14 protein-coding genes are annotated in these 19562 nt (G+C 69.5%); 7 read left to right on the plus strand and 7 right to left on the minus strand.

Annotation, left to right across the window (positions count from 1 at the left end; translation table 11 throughout):
• Window positions 1-56: 56 nt before the first annotated feature.
• The 5 genes from NGM06_RS13890 (at window position 57) to NGM06_RS13910 (ending at window position 8839) form a co-directional block, all read left to right on the plus strand.
• Complete coding sequence (locus NGM06_RS13890) at window positions 57-3101, plus strand: transglutaminase TgpA family protein (protein ID WP_254267536.1); 3045 nt, start codon at window positions 57-59, stop codon at window positions 3099-3101.
• A complete protein-coding gene (locus tag NGM06_RS13895; protein WP_254267537.1) occupies window positions 3101-3790 on the plus strand; it encodes a DUF7269 family protein in 690 nt (229 codons plus the stop codon). Before NGM06_RS13890 ends, NGM06_RS13895 begins: the two co-directional genes overlap by 1 nt.
• The gene (locus NGM06_RS13900; RefSeq protein WP_254267538.1) at window positions 3787-5256 is read left to right on the plus strand and encodes a DUF58 domain-containing protein; all 1470 of its coding nucleotides are present in this window, start codon (window positions 3787-3789) and stop codon (window positions 5254-5256) included. Before NGM06_RS13895 ends, NGM06_RS13900 begins: the two co-directional genes overlap by 4 nt.
• Entirely contained in the window at window positions 5253-6893 is a 1641-nt protein-coding gene (locus NGM06_RS13905) for a DUF7519 family protein (protein WP_254267539.1), read from the plus strand. The genes NGM06_RS13900 and NGM06_RS13905 overlap by 4 nt, the downstream gene beginning before the upstream one ends.
• An 83-nt stretch (window positions 6894-6976) precedes the next feature.
• Complete coding sequence (locus NGM06_RS13910) at window positions 6977-8839, plus strand: S9 family peptidase (protein ID WP_254267540.1); 1863 nt, start codon at window positions 6977-6979, stop codon at window positions 8837-8839.
• A gap of 53 nt (window positions 8840-8892) precedes the next feature.
• Here NGM06_RS13910 and NGM06_RS13915 read toward each other — a convergent pair whose 3' ends face one another.
• From NGM06_RS13915 to leuS, 5 genes are all read right to left on the minus strand, one after another.
• Complete coding sequence (locus NGM06_RS13915; protein WP_254267541.1) at window positions 8893-9186, minus strand: Htur_1727 family rSAM-partnered candidate RiPP; 294 nt, start codon at window positions 9184-9186, stop codon at window positions 8893-8895.
• 140 nt (window positions 9187-9326) lie between these two features.
• Window positions 9327-10295, minus strand: a complete 969-nt coding sequence (locus NGM06_RS13920) for an AAA family ATPase (RefSeq protein WP_254267542.1) — start codon at window positions 10293-10295, stop codon at window positions 9327-9329.
• Between the two features lie 137 nt (window positions 10296-10432).
• Window positions 10433-10981: a DUF5789 family protein gene (locus NGM06_RS13925; RefSeq protein WP_254267543.1), complete on the minus strand. Its 549-nt coding sequence runs from the start codon at window positions 10979-10981 to the stop codon at window positions 10433-10435.
• 166 nt (window positions 10982-11147) lie between these two features.
• Entirely contained in the window at window positions 11148-12956 is a 1809-nt protein-coding gene (locus tag NGM06_RS13930) for an SLC13 family permease (protein ID WP_254270036.1), read from the minus strand.
• 198 nt (window positions 12957-13154) lie between these two features.
• Window positions 13155-15860 carry a leucine--tRNA ligase gene (gene leuS / locus NGM06_RS13935; protein WP_254267544.1) on the minus strand — a complete coding sequence of 902 codons (2706 nt, stop codon included), beginning with the start codon at window positions 15858-15860 and terminating at the stop codon, window positions 13155-13157.
• 106 nt (window positions 15861-15966) lie between these two features.
• On the opposite strand from leuS, the gene NGM06_RS13940 reads away from it, so the two are divergent.
• Complete coding sequence (locus tag NGM06_RS13940; protein ID WP_254267545.1) at window positions 15967-16917, plus strand: M48 family metallopeptidase; 951 nt, start codon at window positions 15967-15969, stop codon at window positions 16915-16917.
• Between the two features lie 9 nt (window positions 16918-16926).
• Here NGM06_RS13940 and NGM06_RS13945 read toward each other — a convergent pair whose 3' ends face one another.
• Window positions 16927-17940: a DUF7972 family membrane protein gene (locus tag NGM06_RS13945; protein ID WP_254267546.1), complete on the minus strand. Its 1014-nt coding sequence runs from the start codon at window positions 17938-17940 to the stop codon at window positions 16927-16929.
• Between the two features lie 83 nt (window positions 17941-18023).
• On the opposite strand from NGM06_RS13945, the gene NGM06_RS13950 reads away from it, so the two are divergent.
• Window positions 18024-18569, plus strand: a complete 546-nt coding sequence (locus tag NGM06_RS13950; RefSeq protein WP_254267547.1) for a plastocyanin/azurin family copper-binding protein — start codon at window positions 18024-18026, stop codon at window positions 18567-18569.
• A gap of 36 nt (window positions 18570-18605) precedes the next feature.
• On the opposite strand, the gene NGM06_RS13955 is transcribed toward NGM06_RS13950, so the two are convergent.
• The gene (locus tag NGM06_RS13955; protein ID WP_254267548.1) at window positions 18606-19319 is read right to left on the minus strand and encodes a homing endonuclease associated repeat-containing protein; all 714 of its coding nucleotides are present in this window, start codon (window positions 19317-19319) and stop codon (window positions 18606-18608) included.
• Window positions 19320-19562 lie beyond the last annotated feature (243 nt).

The following is a 19562-nucleotide window of genomic DNA, read 5'->3' on the forward strand; positions in this document are numbered from 1 at the left end:
GCAGTCCGGCCAGTTCGTGTCCGCGGACCGATGCTGACAACCCTCACACGACTCCCATGCCCGACAAGCCGTCACCGCTGTTGCCGGACGACGAACAGTCGCGCGACCGACTCCGCGCCGCGCTGGCGCTCGCGTGCGCGCTCGCCGTGGTCCTCGCGGGCCTCGTCGTCCCCGGCGTCTCGGGGGCCGGACTGGGCCAGACGCCGCTCGGGTCCGCGGTCCCCCAACCGGGCATCAACCCGTACGGCCAGTCCGGGGGCGGCGGTCTGGGTAGCGGCGGCGGTCTCGGCGCGCTCAACCCCGGCGACAGTACCTCCGTCGGCGGGTCGCTCGCTAGTAATCAGAGCGCCTTCCGGTCCCAGAACGCCGAGACCCACTTCACGGTCCGGAGTTCGGTGCCGTCGTACTGGCGGACCGGCGCGTACGACACCTACACCGGGTCGGGGTGGGAGCGGTCCGGCGACCGGCAACCGTACACCGGCCCGATGAGGGGCGAGGGGATTCGTGGCCGCGAGGTCCAGTACCGCGTCACCCTGCGGCAGTCGGCCACCGCGCTGCCCAGCGTCTGGCGCGCCAACTCGGTGTCCGGGACCGGTTCGGACTCCCTCTACGTCACCGACCAGCGCGGGTTCGTCGCCGCCGACCCGGTTTCCGCCGGGACGACCTACTCCGGCGTCAGCCACCTCCCGGCGCGCGACCCCGCGGTGCTGAAGACGGCGGGCCGGGACTACCCCGCCGAAATCGAGCGCCGGTACACCGCGCTCCCCGAGGACACCGACCCTCGGTTGGGCCGGTTCACCACCCGCCTGACCGCCGACGCCGACAACCCTTACGAGACGGCCGCGCGAATCGAGTCGTGGCTGGAGTCGAACAAGACCTACTCGCTGAACGTCTCACAACCAACCGGGGAAGACGTGGCGTCGCAGTTCGTCTTCGACATGGAGAAGGGCTATTGCGAGTACTTCGCCACGTCGATGACCGCGATGCTGCGGTCACAAGGCGTCCCCGCGCGGTACGTCGTGGGCTACTCCACCGGCCAGTCGATAGGGTCGAACGCCTACAAGGTCCGGGCGATGAACGCCCACGCGTGGGTCGAGGCCTACTTCCCGGACGTCGGGTGGGTCCGGTTCGACCCGACGCCGGGGAGCGCCCGCCTGCAGTCCGAACAGCAGGCGTTCCGGAACCAGACCGATTCGCAGGCCCGCGACTACTCGCCCACCGAGTCGGGCAGTCCCGGCGAGCGGTTCTCGCCGAACCGGTCGGCCGACGCGACCGGTCGAGACGGCGGCAGTAGCACCACCTCGACCGCCCGACCACCGAGCGACTCCGGCACCGCGACGCCGCCGGAGTCGGGGACCCCTACGACCGCCGGAAGCGGTGACGAGGAGTCGAGTACCGCGAGCGACTCCGGGTCGGAGACGGCTACCGCGCAACCGGGCGAGACGACCGAACGGACCCGCGAGAGCACCCGCGACCCCTCCGAGACGACCACGACCGAGTCCTCGGACACCGCCCGGTCGAGCGGCGGGTACCGCGTCGGACTCAATCGAACGGCGGTGCCCGGCGCGACCGTCGAAGTCACGGTCCGGAAGAACGCGAGCGTCGTCACCGGCGTCCCCGTCTGGTTCAACGGCGAGCGCGTCGGCATCACCGACGAGCAGGGGACCGTGACCGCACGGGTCCCCTACGCGGAGCAACTCCGGATATTCGTCGGAAACACGTACGGCGACTCCGCCGCGGCGGTGGCCGCTCCCCCGGCGAACTTCGACGCGCCGATGTCGCTGAACGGGGGACCGCCGGACGCGCTCGTCCCCGACGAGTTCGCGCCCGGCGCGCTCTCGCCCGGCAACGGGAGCGACGGCAACGGGACCGAGTACGCGCTGGCGACCAACGCCACGCTCACGGTCTCGGGCGACGTGGCCACCGGCAACGAGGTCGTCGTGACCGCGACGGTCCGCGACGTGCCGGTCCGGAACGCGACCGTCACCCTCGACGGGGAGTCGGTCGGCACCACGGACCGAAACGGTCGCGTTCGCGTCCGACTTCCGGACGCGCCCGGTAACGTCACCCTCGGCGTCTCCCGCGGGTCGGTCTCCGGCGAGCGGACCCTCTCGATTCCGCGCCTCGAACTCTCGGCTGACCCGGCGCTCCCGCTCGCGCTCCCCGGAACTCCCGTCGAGGTCACGGCGACCTACGGCGGCGACCCCCTCTCGAACGCCAGCGTCCGGGTCGGCGATACCGCCCGCGTCACCGACATCAACGGCACGGCCACCGCGTCGCTCCCGTTCCGCGGAAGCGCCGCGGTAGTCGTCTCGGCACGCGGGCAGACCCGTCAGACGACCGTCTCGGACCTCTACCGCAACCTCGCGGGCGTCCTCGGCGGGGCCGCGCTCGTCCTCGGCGGTCTGGGTTACGCGGCCGCTCGCCGGGGCCTGACCCCGCGGCGACTCGGCGCGGCCTTGCTCGCGGCCCTTCGAGCGATTCCCGGTCTCGTCGTCGCGGCGCTGTTCGGCGCGGCCGACCGCCTCTCGCGGGCGGTCGAGACGGTTCTCGACGCGCTCCGGGAACTCCGGGCGGGCGAGACCACGGTCGGCGAACTCCTCGCGCGCCTCCGGGCGTGGCTCCGCGAGCGCGCGACGGCGGCCAGCGAGTCGGTCTCGCTGGGCGCGCTCGCAGACGACCCCCCGGCGAACGCGGATGAATCACCGTCGGACGAGCGCGACCCCGACTCCTACCGGACCCTCCGCGAGGCGTGGGAGACGTTCGTTCGGACCGTCTCGGTCCGGCGGCCCGCGGTCTCGACGCCCGCCGAACTCGCCGACCACGCGGTCGGCGAGGACGGCCTGCCGCCCGGGCCGGTCGTCACGCTCCGGGACGCCTTCCGGGACGTGGAGTACGGCGCGCGCTCGCCCGACGACCGACTCCCGGAGGTCGAACAGGCCATCGGGGCCATCGAGCGCGCGGCCCGTCCCGAGGACGATACGCCCGACGCCGCGGACGCGTCTGAATCGCCGGACTCTACCGAGGCGGCCGACTCCGCGGAGGCACGCGATTCCGCCGACTCGCCCGGAGCGCCCGACGCCGCGGGAGGTGACGACTGATGCGTGCTCGCGCCCTCGGCGGTCTCGGCGCGCTCCTGACGCTCGCGGCGGCCGCGGTGGTCGTCGCCCCGGGTCTCGCGGACCCCCTCTCGGCGGCGGTCGGGGTCCTCGAATCCCGGCGTCCGGAGCGACTCCTGCTCGTCCTCGGGTCGGTCGTCGGGGCCTACGCCGCGTGGGCGGCCCGGGGCGGGACCGCCGAGCGCCCGGCGACGGACTCCGCGTCGGCCAGATTCGAGGGGGTCGGTGCCCGACCCGAGTCGGTGAGCGCGACCGACCGGGCGCGGACCGGCGAGGCGTTCGACCGGCGGGTCGCGGCGGCCTGCGACGGCGACGACCGGGCGCTGCGCGCAGTCAGGACCACGCTCGCCGAGACCGCCGCGGGCGCACACGCCCGCGCCGCCGACCGCACGCCCGAGCGAGCGCGCCGGGCGGTCGAGACCGGCGCGTGGACCGACGACCCAATCGCCGCGGCGTTCCTCGCCGACGAGTCCGGTCCCCGATTCTCGCTCCCGGCCAGACTCCGGGCGTGGCTCGACCCCGCCGCCGAGCGACGGCGGCGCGTCGAGCGAACCATCGACGCGGTGGGTCGCGTCTTCGACCGAGAGGAGGAACCCGAGAACGAACGCGACGACGGTGACCGAACCGATAGCGAACGCGACGCTGGCGGCGACGGGGGTGAGTCGCAGTGAACCGCGAGCGAGTGGCGCGCTTCCGCGGCGCGCTCGCCGGGACCCTCCTCCTGACGACGCTGGGCCTGCTGTACGCCCAACCGAGACTGTTCGCGGCGGCGGTCGTCCCGCTGGCGTACGTGGCCTTCGGCGCGCTCTCGTCGCTGTCCGGAGCGACCGAACCCCGTATCGAGCGCACCTTCGACCCCGAGAGTCCGCCGCCGGGCGCGGCGGTTGAAGTCACCCTGCGCGTCGAGAACGCGGGCGACTCGACGCTCGCCGACGTGCGGGTCGTGGACGGCGTCCCCGACGAGTTGGCGGTCGTCTCGGGGTCGCCCCGGGCCGCGGTCGCGCTCCGACCCGGCGAGGCGGCGACCCTCTCGTACTCGGTCGTCGCCAAGCGCGGCGACCACGAGTTCGGCGACCCGGCGGTCCGGGTCCGGACCGCCAGCGCCACCGACCGCGCGACCACCGAGATTTCGGCCGCGGGCGAGACCACCCTCTCGTGTTCGCGGTCGGTCTCGGACCCTGAGTTCGGTCGGGCCTCGCCCCGCCGAGTCGGGACCCACACGACCGACTCCGGCGGCGAGGGACTGGAGTTCCACTCCGTCCGCGAGTACCGGCCGGGCGACCCGATGAGCCGCGTCGATTGGCGGCGGTTGGCCAAGTCGGGCGAACTCACCACGGTCCAGTTCCGCGAGGAGCGGGCGTCCCGGACCGTCGTCGTGGTGGACGCCCGGCCCGTCGCCCGGACGACGCCGAGCGCGGGCTACCCCAACGGCGCGGCGCTCTGTAACTACGCGGGCGAGCGCCTCTACGACGCGCTGACCGCGGCCAACGTCGCCACCAGCGTCACTACCGTGGGTCTCGACGACGGGGACCTGCCGGGCGGACTCCCGGCCGACGACCTGCCGTGGGCGGCCTCCGACGAGGAGGGGGCGAGCGCTCGACTCGTCTTCGAGGCGGCGGGCCGCGCGGCCGACCGCGACGCGCCGGACGACGTTCCGACCGACGGAACCGGGTCGGGCGGCGAGACCGGAACCGCGTCGCAGTCCCCGCTCGGGACCGACGCTCCGGAGACCGCGACTGCCGACGGCGGGGCTCCCGAGGACGCCACGATTCGGCGACTGCTCGCCCGACTCCCCGCCGACGCACAGGTCGTGCTGGTCTCGCCCGTGCTGGACGACTGGCCGGAGTCGCTGGCCCGGTCGCTCGCGGCGCGGGGCCACGAACTCGCGGTGCTGAGTCCCGACGTGACCGGCGGCGGGTCGCTCGCCGGGGACTCGCTCGACCGTGAATCCTCCGACGGCGGGTCGCTCGCTGGCGCGTCCGAGGTCGGGTCGTCCGGCCGAGCGGTCGCCGGAACGCGGCGCGCGATTCGGCTCTGGGACCTCCGGACGGCCGGTGGGGCGACTATCGACTGGGACGTGGACGACCCGCTGGGCATCGCGCTGGAACGCTCGCTGCAGACACTGCTCCGACCATGATGGACGAACACGCAGACGCCGAACGCGACCGCTCCCGAACCGACTGGGCACCGACCCGCGCGAGTACCGCCGTGGCGATACTCGGCACCGCGGGCGGAGCGGCGGCCCTGAGCAGTGCGGCGGGCGTCGCGAAAGGGGCGGCCGTCGCGGTGACCGGCGCAGTCTGTCTCGCGGCGGCGCTCTGGCTGTTGACGTTCGAACGGTGGCGCGCACCCGCGACGTTCGCCGCGAGTCTCCTGCTCGTTCCGGCGGGAGCGGGCGTCGCTGTCGGGGTCGGCTACGAGTCGCTGGTGGCCGTCGCGGCGTCGTTCCCCGCGCCGTCGCCGACCAGAGTCTCGGGCGAGATGCTCCGCATCGTCGGCGCGATGGCGGTTCTCTGGGGCTGTACGGTCGGCGCGTTCGGCGCGGCCGCGTCGGCCCGCGAGGTTGCCACGTTCCGCTCGGTGTCGCGGTGTCTCGGCGTCGTCACCCGCGTCGCGGTTCTCCCGGTCGGATTCTTCCTCGCGCTCGCGGGCCACGCGCTGGTCACGAACCTCGAACTCGGTGTCGCGGGCGCGCTCGGCGGACTGGTCTCGACGGCGACCGACTGGCTGCTCGCGCCCGAACCGGGCCGACTCCACGTGCTCGCCTTCGCGCTCCTGCTCGCGGCCGCGAGTTACGCCAGCTTTCGAGCGCTCCGTGGACTTCCGACGCGAGAACTCGCCGGAGAGGCGTCGGTCGGCGACGTGCGGGTCGCAGACGCGCTGGCCGAGTTACGGCGGAACCTCGGGCGGTTCGCGGCCGTCACCGCGATGGCGGTCCCGCCCGCGTTCCTCGCCGAGGTCGCACTCCCCGCCGAGATGCTTCGGGACGCACTCCCCGGAGCGGTCTACGACCTGCTCGCGGGTCTCACCGCCGCGCCGGGGCTTCGCACCCTGCTCTGGTGGGTCGCGCTCGTCTCGGGAACGCTCGCAGTAGTCGCGGCGCTCGTGCGGCGGTCTTCGCGGACCTCGGCGCAGGACCTGCTGGTCGGCTACGCGCCCTTCGCGGCGGGACTGGCCGTCGTCGCGGGCGTCCGCGCGGTCCACCGACCGGTCCTCGACGCGCTCGTCGGGTTCGTCGTCGGGCGACTCGAACCGCCCCTCTCCGAGCAGTTCGGGAATCTCTCGGAGAACGTCGTGGCGTTCTACGGCCCGGAGACGGTCGTCCTCGGCCTGACCGCGGGCGTGCTGGTGCTCGCGGCGACCGTGATTTTCGCGCTCTCGGTGTCGTTCGTGCTGGGGTTCGTCTCGGACCGCGCGGCGGGTCCCGCGCTCGCCGGGGGCGGCCTGTTCCTCGCCGCGGCGTTCGCGGGGACGCTCGACGCGCCGCTGTGGGTCGTCCTCGGCGGGTCGGTCCTCGCGCTGGTGGCCTGGGACGCCGGGTCGTTCGCAACGAAACTGGGCGCGGAGGTGGGCCGACGCGCCGAGACCCGTCGGGTCGAACTCCTCCACGTGCTCGCGGCGCTCTCGCTCGGCGGAGTCGCCGCAATCGCGGCGGGCGGACTGGCGCGCGTCGTTCCCACGGGACCGGGTTCCGGCGCGGAGTTCGGCGGTCTCTCCGTCGCGCTGCTCGCGTCCGTCGCGGGGACGGTCCTGCTGGTGATGGCGCTCCGGTGAACAGTCGGCCCATAGTGTAAAAAGGACGACAGAAATCCGCTTCTGCAAACGTTTACCATCTCGGGAGTGCTCTGATTTCGTACATGACGGACGACTTCCTGAAAGAGTTAGCGAGTCTCCCGACGCTCGCCCATCCCACCGCGTCGCCGGACGGCGACCGAGTCGCGCTGTACTACGACGAGACAGGCCGGAACGAACTCCACGTCCTCGACGCCGAGACCGGCGACCGGACGACGTGGAGCGACGGCGAGGTTCCGCGAAACGCCCGCTGGTGGGTCCGGTGGGCCGCGGACGGCGAGCGCGTGTTCTACCACGAGGACGAGGACGGGAACGAGCAGAACGACGTCCACGCCATCGACCCCGACGGCGAAACCGAGGCCGTGGTCGAGACGGACGGACAGAGCACGCTCAACGACGTGGGCGCGGACGGGGAGACGCTGCTGGTCGGGTCGGCGGCCGACGGGCAGATGAACCTCTACGTCCACGACCTGCCGAGCGGCGAGACGAGGAAGATTACGGACTACGACCGGGCGGTCGGGGCGGGACTGCTCTCACCGGACTGCGAGAGCGTCGCCTACGCGACCAACGAGTCGGACGACTTCCGGAATCAGGACGTCTACGTCGCGAACGTAGACGGGTCCGACCCGCGGAACCTCCACGTCGGCGCGGAGGGCGCGGAGGCCCATCCCGTGGACTGGGGTCCCGAGGGCGACCGCCTGCTGGTCGCCGACACGACCGAAGACCTGACCAGAGCGGGCGTGTACGACCTGCGCAGCGACGAGGTGACGTGGTACGGCGACGGGAGGTATCAGGAGCAACCGGTCCAGTTCCTCCCCGACGGGAGTCGCTTCCTCGCGACTCGCACCCGAGACGCCTCGGACGTCGCACTGGTCTACGACACCGACTCCGGAACCGTCCGGAGACTCGACCTCCCCGAGGGCGTCGCGTCGTACCCGGCCCACGGGTCGGCCGCCCTCGGCGACGACCGGGTACTCGTCGTCCACACCACGCCGACGACCCGACCAGAACTCCTGCTGTACGACCTCTCGACCGACGAGTACGAGACGCTGGTCGAGGCCGACTACGGCAGTATCGACCCCGAGACGTTCGCCGACGCGGAGTTCTTCACGTTCGCGTCGAACGGCGTCGCCGACGCGCCCGCCGAGGCGGTCGAACTGGAGCCATCGACGGAACTCGACATCGAGGCGCTGCTGTACGACTCCGGCGAGCGACCGTCACCGCTTATCGTCGCCCCCCACGGCGGGCCGCCGGTGCAGGACAAGCGGGAGTTCGGCCTGTTCACGCAGTTTCTGGTCTCGCGGGGCTACAGCGTCCTGCGGGTCAACTACCGCGGGTCGGCGGGACGGGGCCGGGAGTTCCGCGAGGAACTGTACGACGACTGGGGCGGGGCCGAACAGGCCGACGTCGCGCGGGCGGCCGAACACGTCCTCGACACGCGCGACTGGATAGACGACGACACCGTCGCCGTGTTCGGCGGGTCGTACGGCGGTTACTCCGCCTACTGGCAGATGGTCCAGTACCCGTCGCTGTACGACGCGGGCGTCGCGTGGATCGGCGTGACCGACCTCGAAGACATGTACGAGAACACGATGCCCCACTACCGGACGGAACTGATGGAGAAGTATCTGGGCACGCCCGAGGAGAACCCCCGACTCTACGAGGAGCGGAGTCCCGTCACCCACGCCGAGAATCTGGCGGCACCGCTGTTGCTCCTCCACGGGGTCAACGACCGGCGCGTCCCGGTCTCGCAGGCCAGAATCTTTCGGGACGCCCTCGACGAACTCGGGTACGAGGAAGGCGAGACCGGCGACTACGAGTACGTGGAACTCGGCGAGGAGGGTCACGGCTCCTCCGACATCCAGCAGAAGATTCGCGCGTTCGAGATTCTGGACGACTTCCTCGGGCGGCGTCGCGGAAACTCCTGAGTCGGCGTCTATCCGGCGCTTTTCGCGGCGCGCAAGAACGCTCCCGAGTCCCGTTACAGTTCGTGTGTTCGGCCCTCAGTCCCCGACTCCGGGACCGCCAACTCCGTCTCCTCCTCGGCGTCCGCCGAGAACTTCCGAATCTCCCTGGCCGGACAGACCCACACCTCGTGGGCGTACCAGCAGAACAGTCGCGTCGCCTCCTCGTGGGCGGCCTCGGCGTCCGCCGCCCGGACGGTGCCCACGTACCGGGGCGGGTCGTCCGCCTCGTCGCGGGCCAGAATCTCCCACGCGGGGTCGGCGTCCGGCCGCGACTCCTCGACCTTCGCGCGTCGCGCCTTCTCGACCATGGTCGAGCGTCGCGTCGGGGGAGAAAATCTCCTCCGGCGATTTCCGCCGGTCGGGAACGCCCCCGATGACGTTCGGGCGAGCGATTATGAGCGCGACTGCCCCGATTCGAGGAGTCTGACGCGGACCGAGAGGGAGGCGGCTACGCCGACGTGGAGGACGACTTCACGGCGGGCACGTCCACCCGGTCCAGCACGTCCGCGACGACGCCGCTCCGGTCGGCACCTCGGACCGTCGCCTCGTCGGTCAGCACGAGTCGGTGAGCGAACGTCGGTTCGACGACGCGCTTCACGTCGTCCGGGACCACGTACTCGCGGCCCGAGATGACGGCCCGTGCGCGAGCGGCCTCGAAGAGGCGCTGGATGCCCCGCGGCGAGACGCCGACGTCGACGCGGTCGTCCGCTCTTGTCGCCCGACCGAGCGCGACGACGTAGTCGCGCAGTTTGGTGTCCACCCGGACCGATTCGAGGACGCGCTGGATGGCCGCCACCTCCCGGCCCTGCACGACCGACTCGACGCTCGGAGCCTTGGCGGTCCGGTCGGCGCGTCGGTCCACGAGTTCGCGCTCGCCCCCGAAGTCGGGGTAGCCCATGGCGGTCTTGACGATGAAGCGGTCGCGCTGGGCCTCGGGGAGTCCGAAGGTGCCCTCCTGCTCAACGGGGTTCTGCGTGGCGAGGACGAAGAACGGCGTCGGGAGGTCGTGGGTCGTCCCGTCCACCGTGACCTGCCCCTCGCCCATGGCTTCCAGCAGGGCGGCCTGCGTCTTCGGCGGCGCGCGGTTTATCTCGTCGGCCAGCACGACGTTGGCGAACACCGGGCCGGGCGAGAACTCGAACTCGCCGGTGCCCTCGTTGTAGACGTTCGACCCCGTGATGTCGGCGGGGAGCAGGTCGGGGGTGAACTGGATGCGCGAGAACGAGAGCCCCAGCGCGTCGGCGAAACTCCGCGCGGTCAGGGTCTTGCCGGTGCCCGGCACGTCTTCGAGCAGGACGTGCCCGCGAGCCAAGATGCCGGTGAGGACGGTTTCGAGGAACTCCTCGTCGGCGATGACGGCGGCGCTGACGGCGTCGAGGACGCGCTCGCACCGCTGGGTCGCCGTGGGTTGGTCCATGACGGTGGCGTCGGAGGCGGAGACAAAGAAGGTTCGGCCTCCGCGTATCGCTGGCCGGTCGTTCGGACCCGGCCGGTGGGAGCGGTTCCGGAGAACGGAGCGCGGTTACCACTCCCGACCGTTGGTCTGTCGGCGGTCTAAATGCCGAGCCACTCGTCGTTGCGGACCTGATACCCGTTCGACCGGCAGAACTTCGCCGCTCTCCGGCGGACCCCTCGGGACCCCGGGAGCTTCTCCTTCTCGGTAATCTGCTCGACTATCCAGTCGCTGACGACCTGTATCCCCTCGTCGTCGTCGTCGGCGTCGATGGCTTTGAGTGCCTCGAACGTCTTCTCGAAGGCCTTGCGCTGTGACCATCTGAACTCCGCGTTCGGGAGCGTCTCGTTGGCCTCCACGACCTTCTTCATGGCCGCGGCGACCGTCGGCCGGTGTATCTGTACTCGGACCGCACCGGGGGAGTCGAATCGCTCTCTGTCCACCTTCGGTATCAGTTCCTCGACGGCGTACGTCCCCTCGACCGACTCGATTTCGCGGTCGCCGAGTGCGTCCACGACCTCGGTCCCCGTCGCCGGGAACTCCAGCGATTCGAGGTCCGCCTCGACGTCGGCGAGGTCCGCCACCTCGACCGGTTCCGATTCGTTCCCCCGCTCCAGTTCCGTGGCGTCGCGCTCGGTATCGTCTGCCATTCCCGGACATACGCTCCGTAGTCGGATAACCCTGTGGACGGGACGTTCTCGAACGCCCCGTCGGTCCGGACGAGTGACCTCGCCGAACCTTCCGTCACCGATTAGCAGGTGCGGTCGGAGTCGCGGGTGTGGCAGGAACCTCCAGCGTCGAAACAGACGAGACGAGTTACGGGCTGAGACCCCAGAAGAACGCGATGCCGAGGACGGTGACGATAGACAGCAGGAACTGCAGCGGCGCACCGACGCGGAGGAAGTCCGAGAACCGGTAGCCGCCGGGGCCGTAGACGAACAGATTCGTCTGATAGCCCACGGGCGTCATGAACGCGGTCGAGGCCGCGAACGTGACGGCGAGGACGAACGCGAACGCGTTCGCACCGATGGACTGGGCGGTGCTGGCGGCCACCGGAATCATCAACACGACGCTCGCGTTGTTGCTGATGACGCTCGTGAGCAGGCCGGTGGCGAGGTAGAACACCCAGAGGACGCCGATGGGCGGCAGGAGCGTCGAGGTGGAGGCGACCAGATTCCCGAGAACCCCGGCCGCCCCGGTCTGCTGGAGCGCGATGCCGAGCGGAATGACTCCGGCGAGGAGGAATATCACGTTCCACTCGACAGACGAGTAGAGTTCGGTCGGTTCGAGAACGCCGGTGAAGACCATCGCGACCACGCCCGCCAGCGCCGAGACGACGATGGGGAGGACGTTCAGCGCCGGGAGTGCGACGACCCCGGCGATGATAGCGACCGCGAACGGAATCTTCTCGCTCCGGTAGGTGGTCTCGTCGAACTCGTGGGCGACGATGAAGTCCTCGTTCTGAACCAGTCGCTGGAGGCTGTCGGGCGGTGCCTGCACGAGGAGCGTGTCGCCGACGCGAACCGAGATGTCCTCGAACCGGTCCCGGACGACGTCACCGCGACTCCGGAAGGCGAGGACGTTCGCGTCGTAGCGCTGTCGGAAGGTCGAACTGGCGAGCGTCTCGCCGACGAGGAACGACCCCGACGGGATGACGACTTCGACGAGGACGGGGTCCTCCTCGTCCGGATGGAGGTCGTCCTCCGTCCGAGGCCCGCCCGCGAACGTGAGTCCCTCCGCGTCCACGATGCGTTCGAGCGTCCCCCGATTCGTCCTGAGTCGGAGCGTGTCGTCGTCCTGAATCTCCTTGCGGGCGAGCGGTTCGTCGAAGCGTTCCCCGTCCCGAACCAACTGGAGGGCGTCGATGTCGAGGTCGTCGTCTCCCAGCGCTTCCTCGACGGTCTGACCGATCAGCGAGGAGTCCGCGGGCACGACGACGTCGGCGAGGTACTCCTGGAGGGCGTACTCCTCGACGAGGTCGTCGTCCGCCGGGATTCGCTCGGGAATCAGCCAGACGCCGACCGTCATGAGATAGAGAGCGCCGACCGCGAAGACGACGACGCCGAGTTTGGTGAACTCGAACATCCCGAACGCGAACAGGTCGAGACCCGGCGTCTCGGCCCCGAGTTGGGCCGCGATGTCGCTGGCGAGGATGTTCGTCGAGGTACCGATGAGTGTCAGCGTCCCGCCGAGCATCGAGGCGAACGACAGCGGCATGAGTAGCTTCGACGGTGACGTCTCGCCCTCGTGCGCGAGGTCCGTGATGACGGGGACCAGAATGGCGACGACCGGCGTGTTGTTGATGAATCCCGACACCGGTCCGGTGACGCCGATGGTCGCGGCGAGTTGCTTGCGGCGGTCGGTCCCGGCGAACGCGGCCATCTTGCGGCCGAGTAACTGGACGATGCCGGTCCGGTTGATTCCCGTACTCAGTATGAGCATCGCCAAGACGGTGATGGTCGCGGGACTGGCGAACCCGGAGATACCCTCCTGCGGGGAGATTCGCGTCCACGGTTCGAGGACCATCAGCAGGACCATTATCAGGATAGCGGTGACGTCTATCGGGAGCCATTCGGTCGCAAACAGCACGAGCGCGAGAAGAATGAGAGCGAAGACCGCGAGCATATCGACCGTGAGCGGAGTCGAAGACAAGCCCTGCGCTATCGGAACGACTGAGGAGAACGCCATACCATACGAAGGTGGTACCGCGGGAAAAGGACTGGTGTCCGCGTCGAACGCTCAGAAGAACGGCTCTGAAAGCCCGTACCGGAACGTCCGAAGGAAGATGTCAGCGTCGGCGGTGTCGCCGCGCTTCGGTCCGGACTACTCCGCGATGTCGATGGCGGGGCGGCCGGGTTCGGCCTTGCCCGCGAGGTCCGGGTCGGCCTCGTCGGCGCTCCGCACGACCACGTCGGCCCCGAACTCGCGTTCGAGGAGCCACGCGGCGCGTTCGAGGGCGGCGCGTTCGCGCTCGGGCGGGAGTTGCTCGTCCAGCGCCTCGGACTGGGCGGCGAGGTCCTTGGCGAAGTCGGCGGCGTCCTCGCCCTGCTGGCGCAACTGTTCGTCGCCCATCACGGTGCCGACCACGTTCCCGTCGGCGTTCGCGGCGATGTCGTGAGCGCGGTGCTTCCACTCGGGCGCGACGGCCAGCATGATGGTCTCGGGGTCTTCGATACCGACGGTCTCGACGATGTCGCGCACGTCCTCGCGGGTGTTCTCCACGAGGCGGCGCTCCACGTCGTAGTTCTCGGGCGCGTCCGCGGCGGGCCACTCGGCCTCGGCGACGAGTCCCTCACGGCCCAGTCGGTCCCAGACCTCCTCGGCGACGTGGGGCGCGACCGGCGCGAGAATCTTCACCGCCGCCACCAGTCCGCGCTCGAAGGTGTCCTCGTCCGGGACGGTGTACTCCCGGTAGCGACGCAGCAGCGAGACCATCTCGCGGACGGCCTGTAGCGCGTGGTTGAACCGGAACGCCTCGAACTCGTCGGTCGCGGCGGCGACCGTCGCGTCGATTTCACGGGCGACGTACTCCGCGACGGCCTCGGCGGACTCGCCGCTCGCGGGTCCGTCGGCCGCGGAGTCGTCTGCGGCCGCAACCTCGCCGTCGGCGAACTCGTCGGCCAGCGTGTAGACGTTCTGGAGGAACCTGTGGGCCGACTGGACGCCCTTGGGACTCCACGCGAACTCCTTCTCGGGTTGGGCGGCCTCCATGATGAACAGGCGGGCGGTGTCCGCGCCGTACTCGTCGATGATGCGCTCGGGCGAGACGCCGTTGCCCTTGCTCTTGGACATCTTGTTGCCGTCCTCGCCCAGCACCATGCCCTGATTGGTCAGGTCGGTGAACGGTTCGCGCACGCCGTCCAGCAGGTCGATGTCGTCCAGCACCTTCGTGAAGAATCTGGCGTACAGCAGGTGCATCACGGCGTGTTCGATGCCGCCGACGTACTGGTCCACGGGCATCCAGTCGCTCGCTCGGTCGGCGTCGAAGGGGGCGTCGTCGAGGTCCGGCGAGACGTAGCGCAGGAAGTACCACGACGAGTCCACGAACGTGTCCATCGTGTCGGTCTCACGCACGGCGTCGCCGCCGCAGTCGGGACACTCCACGTGCTTCCACTCCTCGGCGGCGTCCAGCGGGTTGCCCGTGGTGTGGACGAACTCGGGCAGTTCGACGGGCAGGTCCTCGTCGGGCACCGGGACGTAGCCGCAGTCGTCACAGCGAATCATCGGGATGGGGGTGCCCCAGTAGCGCTGGCGCGAGATGCCCCAGTCCCGGAGGTTGTACTCGGTGCGGTGTTCGCCGTCGAACTCCTCGACGAACCGCTCGCGTGCCTCCTCGCTGGTCAGGCCGTCGAACTCGCCGCTGTTGACCAGCACGCCGTCGGGGGTGTAGGCCTCCTCCTGTACGTCCACGTCCTCGGGGTCCGTGTCGGCGTCCGGGGCCGGTTCCACGACCTGTTGGATGGGGACGTCGTGGGCCTCGGCGAACTCGTGGTCCCGTTCGTCGTGGGCGGGCACCGCGTACAGCGCGCCCGTGCCCACGTCGGTCAGCACGTAGTCGGCGACGTAGACGGGAATCTCCTCGCCGGTGGCGGGGTTGACCGCGTACTCGCCGGTGAACACGCCGGAGGTCACGTCGAGGTCGTCCTCGTCGGCGTGTTCGGCCTCGTGGATGTACTCGGCGACCTCCTCGTTGTCTTCGGCGATTTCCCGAGCGACGGGGTGACCGGGCGCGAGCGAGAAGAACGTCGCGCCGTGAATCGTGTCGAGTCGCGTCGTGAAGATGTCCACCTCGCCGTGGCCCGGAATCTCGAACGCCACGCTGTCGCCCTCTTGGCGGCCGATCCAGTTGCGCTGCATCTCCCGGACGTTGGCGGGCCACCCGTCGAGGTCGTCAAGCGCCGCCAGCAGTTCGTCGGCGTAGTCGGTGATGGTGAAGAACCACTGGTCCATCTCGCGCTGTTCGATGGGCGTGTCGCACCGCCAGCAGAGTTCCGCCTCGCCCTCGACCTGCTCGTCGGCGAGGACGGTCTCACACGAGGGGCACCAGTTGAGTTCGGCGCTCTGGCGCTCCAGCAGGTCCTCGTCGCGGAACCGCTTGAACAGCCACTGGTTCCACTTGTAGTAGTCGGGGTCGCAGGTCGTGACCTCGCGCTCCCAGTCGTAGCCGAAGCCCATCGCCTGCAGTTGCTCCTTCATCGATTCGATGCACTTCATCGTCCAGTCGCGCGGGTTGGTGTCGCGCTCCTCGGCGGCGTTCTCGGCGGGGAGACCGAACGAGTCCCACCCCATCGGGTGGAGGACGTTCTCGCCGCGGAGTCGCTCGAAGCGGGCGTAGGCGTCGGTGATGGTGTAGTTCCGGACGTGGCCCATGTGGAGGTTCCCGGACGTGTAGGGGAACATGGCGAGGACGTACTCGGGGTCCTCGGCCGAGTCCTCGATGCGGAACACGTCCGCCTCGTCCCACTCTCGCTGCCACTTCGGTTCGACCGTGGTATGGTCGAACCCTCGTTCGCGCTGCTCAGTAGCCATTATATCGAAATACGGGCGACCACGATACAATAGCTTTGCCTTCTGTCAGTCACCGCACGCCGTAGAGACCGTCATCTCCTTGCGCCTGCCGACCTAACTCCCGCCCATGCGCCGAGTCGGTCTCCGCGCCTTGATGGTCGTCGTCGGCGTCGCCCTGCTCGCCGTCTACGCGAGCGCCGCGTACCTCGGCTACAGACTGCTGGCCGCGGTCTGGTTGGCGCGCGCGGACCTGCTGGAGGTCGTCCTCTGGACCACCGGACTCGCAATCCTGCTGAGTCTCCTCAGTTATCGGTTCGGGACGCTCCGACTCCTCTCGCAGGTCGAAGCGACCGACCTCCCGAGGAGTCGGGCACCGGCGGTCCACGACAGACTCGACAGACTCGCCGAGCGGATGGACGCGGGCCGACCCCGCCTGCTGGTCGGTCGCATCGGCGCGCCCAACGCGATGGCGCTGGCCGGGGTCCGGGGCGGCGCGGTCATCCTCGACCGGTCGCTGTTCCACCTGTTGACCGCCGACGAAATCGAGGGACTGCTGGCCCACGAACTCGCGCACCTCGAGAGGCGCGACAGCCTCGTCCAGACGCTCGGCTACAGCGCCGGGCAGTCGCTCGTCTGGGTCGTCGTCGTGCTCGCGCTCCCCTTCGTCGTGGTCGGAACGGGCCTGCGCCGCGCCTTCGACTGGATTCGGGGGCGGCCACCGACCGACGCGCTCGCGCCGGTCGCGGCGCTCCGCCAACGGGTCGGACGGGTCGTGATGGTCGGGTTCCTCGCGCTCACGCTGGCCCTGCTCGCCCACTCGCGCAGACGCGAGTTCGCGGCCGACGAACGCGCGGCCGAGGTCACCGGCGACCCGCTCTCGCTCGCCCGCGCGCTCCGGAAGATTCAGCGCGCGACGAAGCCTCGCTGGGAGATGGCGTCGCCCCTCTACGTCAGCGGCGACGAGGAGGGGGCGCTGACGCGACTGCTCTCGACCCACCCCGAGATGGACGACCGAATCGACCGACTGGTCGAACGCGCCGACCGCGAGCGCGGTGCCGTCTCCATCGAAATCCGATGAGTGGCGTCGTCAGGGCCGATACTGGCCCGGCGTGAACGGCGCGACGGTCGCGGTCCGCTGGGCCACCCACGCGAGTCGGAGGACGAACGCGAACAGAATCGCCAGCGGCGCGAATCCGACGGTGAACCCGACGGCCACGACGGCGTAGACGACGAGCGCCGGAACCGCCGCCGGGCCGAGCGCGTTGTAGAACACGAGCGCGAGACCGTCGACGACGATTGCCGGAAGGCCGACGTAGAGCATGACGCGCGAGAGGTAGGCGAGTTCCTTCTGGACGTACACCGTCTCGAAGTACGTCCGCGCCACGTCTATCTGGAGCAGTTGCGTTTCGAGTTCGTCGAGAGCGTCGCCGAGGTCCTCCGACAGCGAGTCGTCGCACTCTGCACGAATCTGTGCTATCCGCCGGAGCTGGCTCGCGTGGTTGGTCGCTATCGTCGCCGAAAGCGCACTGAACACGCCCTTGCTCGATTCGAGCGTCCGATTGACGAGAGCCACGTCGTCGTACAGCGAGGACGTGAGGTCGGCGATGCGCCCGCGCAGTGACTCGTCGCTCACGTCGCCCGCCATCGTCTCGATTCGCTGCGTCCGGGACTCGATTTCGTCGTGGAGGAAGCGCAGGAACCGCGCGGGCGAGTTCGGACTGACCGCGACCGACGCCGCGTCCTCCACGTTCGTCCGGTAGTCTACCGCACCCTGAACGCGCTCGCTCAGGTTCCCCGGCGCGCCGAGTTCCCGCGAGAGGACGAGTTGGTTGATGGAGAGGACGACAGTGACCAGTGTCAGGTCCCCCGTTACGAGCGAACTGAACAGGAAGTAGATGGGGCTCGACGAGCGGACGGCGGCGAACCCGAATGACCAGAAGAGCGCGACCAGCGCCAGCAGGACGGCCGCGAGGATACCGCCCGCGACGACCCGACGGTCTCCCTCGACGAGGAGCCAGTTCGAGACACCGCCGGTTCGGCGTTCCCTTTCGTCCTCCGTCTCGGCCGTCTCGCTCGCGTCGCGTCTGGTCTGCTCGGCCACGGCGTTCGGTACGATTCTGACCCGGAAAAGCCGTTGGGTGGTCGGCCGTGCGGTTATTCCGCCTCGGAACCGTATCGAGGACCATGAGACGGCGAACGTTCTTGAGCGCGGTGAGCGCCGTCGGGGTGGGCGGACTCGCAGGGTGTAACGCTCCGACCGGGGATGGCGCGACGGAGACGCGCGCCGGTGGCGACGGGGGTACGGAAGACGAGGGGGGCGGAACCGAACAGATTCGTATGGTCACGCAGGACAGCGACTACTTCTTCGACCCCATCGGCCTGTTCGTCGAACCCGGCACTACGGTCGAGTGGGTCAACGAGGCGGGGTCGCACTCCTCGACGGCCTACGCGAGCAGTCTCGACTCGGCCGAGGTAACCCGAATTCCCGGGGACGCCGAACCGTGGAACAGCGAAATCCTGACCGACCAAGGCGCGACGTTCAGCCACACCTTCGAGGTGACGGGGACGTACGACTACTTCTGTATCCCGCACAAGACGCTCGGGATGGTCGCGCGTATCGTCTGCGGCGAACCCGGCGACGTGGAGGGCGACCCGCCGGACGCCGACGTGCCCGCCGAGCAGGCCATCGTCGAGCAAGGGGCCATCTCCTACAGCGAGTTCTCGGGGTGAAACACTCGTCGAACGCTCTTCGGCGAGTCACATTCGCTAGCCGTCGAACGCACGGTCACGCGCGGCGGAGAAGGAGTCGAACCGGTCGTAGTACGTCCGTAGCGAGTACGACCCGTGTTCGCGCACGTCTTTGGTCGTGGGCGGTTCGCCGAGTTCGTCGGCGAGTTCGCGGAGGGCCGCGAGCAGGTCGTCTTCCGAGACGTACCGTCGGTCGCCGTCGAGGTCGGCCTCCGTGAGCGCCTGTCGCCACGACCCGAAGCGACGGTGGTAGGTCACGGGGGCGTACTCGCCGCGCTCGTCCATCTCCGCGGCCTTGGGTGCGCGCCCGAGTTGGTCGGCGAGGCGTTCTATCTCTCGGAGGAGTTCGGCCTCCGAGAGACCGTCGTTGGTGTCGAGCATCGCCTCCTGTAGCGCGTTCGACCAACTGCCGAATCGGAGTTGGTAGGTCCGATTGGAGTACTCGCCGCGCTCGGTCATGTCGCGCTGGGTCGGCGGCGTGCCCAGTTCGGTGTACAGTCGCTGGAGTTCGGCCAGCAGTTCCCGGTCGGGGATACGCTTGCTCCCCATCTCCTCGGGGTCGAGTCCGGCGTCCTCCAACGCCTCGTTCCATCCCCCGAAGACCTCCTGATACCGCTCCGGCGAGAACTCACCCTCCTCGTGCATGTCGACGACGGTGGGGGTCTTCCCGAGACGCGCGGCCAGCGACTGAAGCGCCGACCGAAGTACCTCGGGAGAGACTTGCTGGCTCATCGGTTTCGAGAAGGGCACGCGCAGTCTTAAATTTGAACGTTCGTACAACCGGTAGCGTTATAATGAACTCTAGTTGTAACTTCCGTTGGCGTATCAAATTCTATAATCCTGTTTTCAAGTAAGGAAGTATTTATATAGGGCGACTGTGAACGAGGCAATTAAGCACGTATCATCGGTAGAGAATTGCCGGACTGGGGCGGCTTTGGCGCTCCCCCGCCGACGAATGTTCCTTGTTCGTCGGCT

The organism is Halorussus aquaticus, from assembly GCF_024218795.1.
In the GTDB taxonomy this organism is placed as follows: domain Archaea; phylum Halobacteriota; class Halobacteria; order Halobacteriales; family Haladaptataceae; genus Halorussus; species Halorussus aquaticus.

Coding starts and splice junctions, on each gene's coding strand:
- NGM06_RS13930 (WP_254270036.1), bottom strand. CDS start 12,956: ATGCTCGCGGTCTTCGCTCTCATTCTTCTCGCGCTCGTGCTGTTTGCG.
- NGM06_RS13925 (WP_254267543.1), bottom strand. CDS start 10,981: ATGGCAGACGATACCGAGCGCGACGCCACGGAACTGGAGCGGGGGAAC.
- NGM06_RS13890 (WP_254267536.1), top strand. CDS start 57: ATGCCCGACAAGCCGTCACCGCTGTTGCCGGACGACGAACAGTCGCGC.
- NGM06_RS13920 (WP_254267542.1), bottom strand. CDS start 10,295: ATGGACCAACCCACGGCGACCCAGCGGTGCGAGCGCGTCCTCGACGCC.
- NGM06_RS13895 (WP_254267537.1), top strand. CDS start 3,101: ATGCGTGCTCGCGCCCTCGGCGGTCTCGGCGCGCTCCTGACGCTCGCG.
- NGM06_RS13955 (WP_254267548.1), bottom strand. CDS start 19,319: ATGAGCCAGCAAGTCTCTCCCGAGGTACTTCGGTCGGCGCTTCAGTCG.
- NGM06_RS13905 (WP_254267539.1), top strand. CDS start 5,253: ATGATGGACGAACACGCAGACGCCGAACGCGACCGCTCCCGAACCGAC.
- NGM06_RS13910 (WP_254267540.1), top strand. CDS start 6,977: ATGACGGACGACTTCCTGAAAGAGTTAGCGAGTCTCCCGACGCTCGCC.
- NGM06_RS13915 (WP_254267541.1), bottom strand. CDS start 9,186: ATGGTCGAGAAGGCGCGACGCGCGAAGGTCGAGGAGTCGCGGCCGGAC.
- NGM06_RS13950 (WP_254267547.1), top strand. CDS start 18,024: ATGAGACGGCGAACGTTCTTGAGCGCGGTGAGCGCCGTCGGGGTGGGC.
- NGM06_RS13940 (WP_254267545.1), top strand. CDS start 15,967: ATGCGCCGAGTCGGTCTCCGCGCCTTGATGGTCGTCGTCGGCGTCGCC.
- leuS (WP_254267544.1), bottom strand. CDS start 15,860: ATGGCTACTGAGCAGCGCGAACGAGGGTTCGACCATACCACGGTCGAA.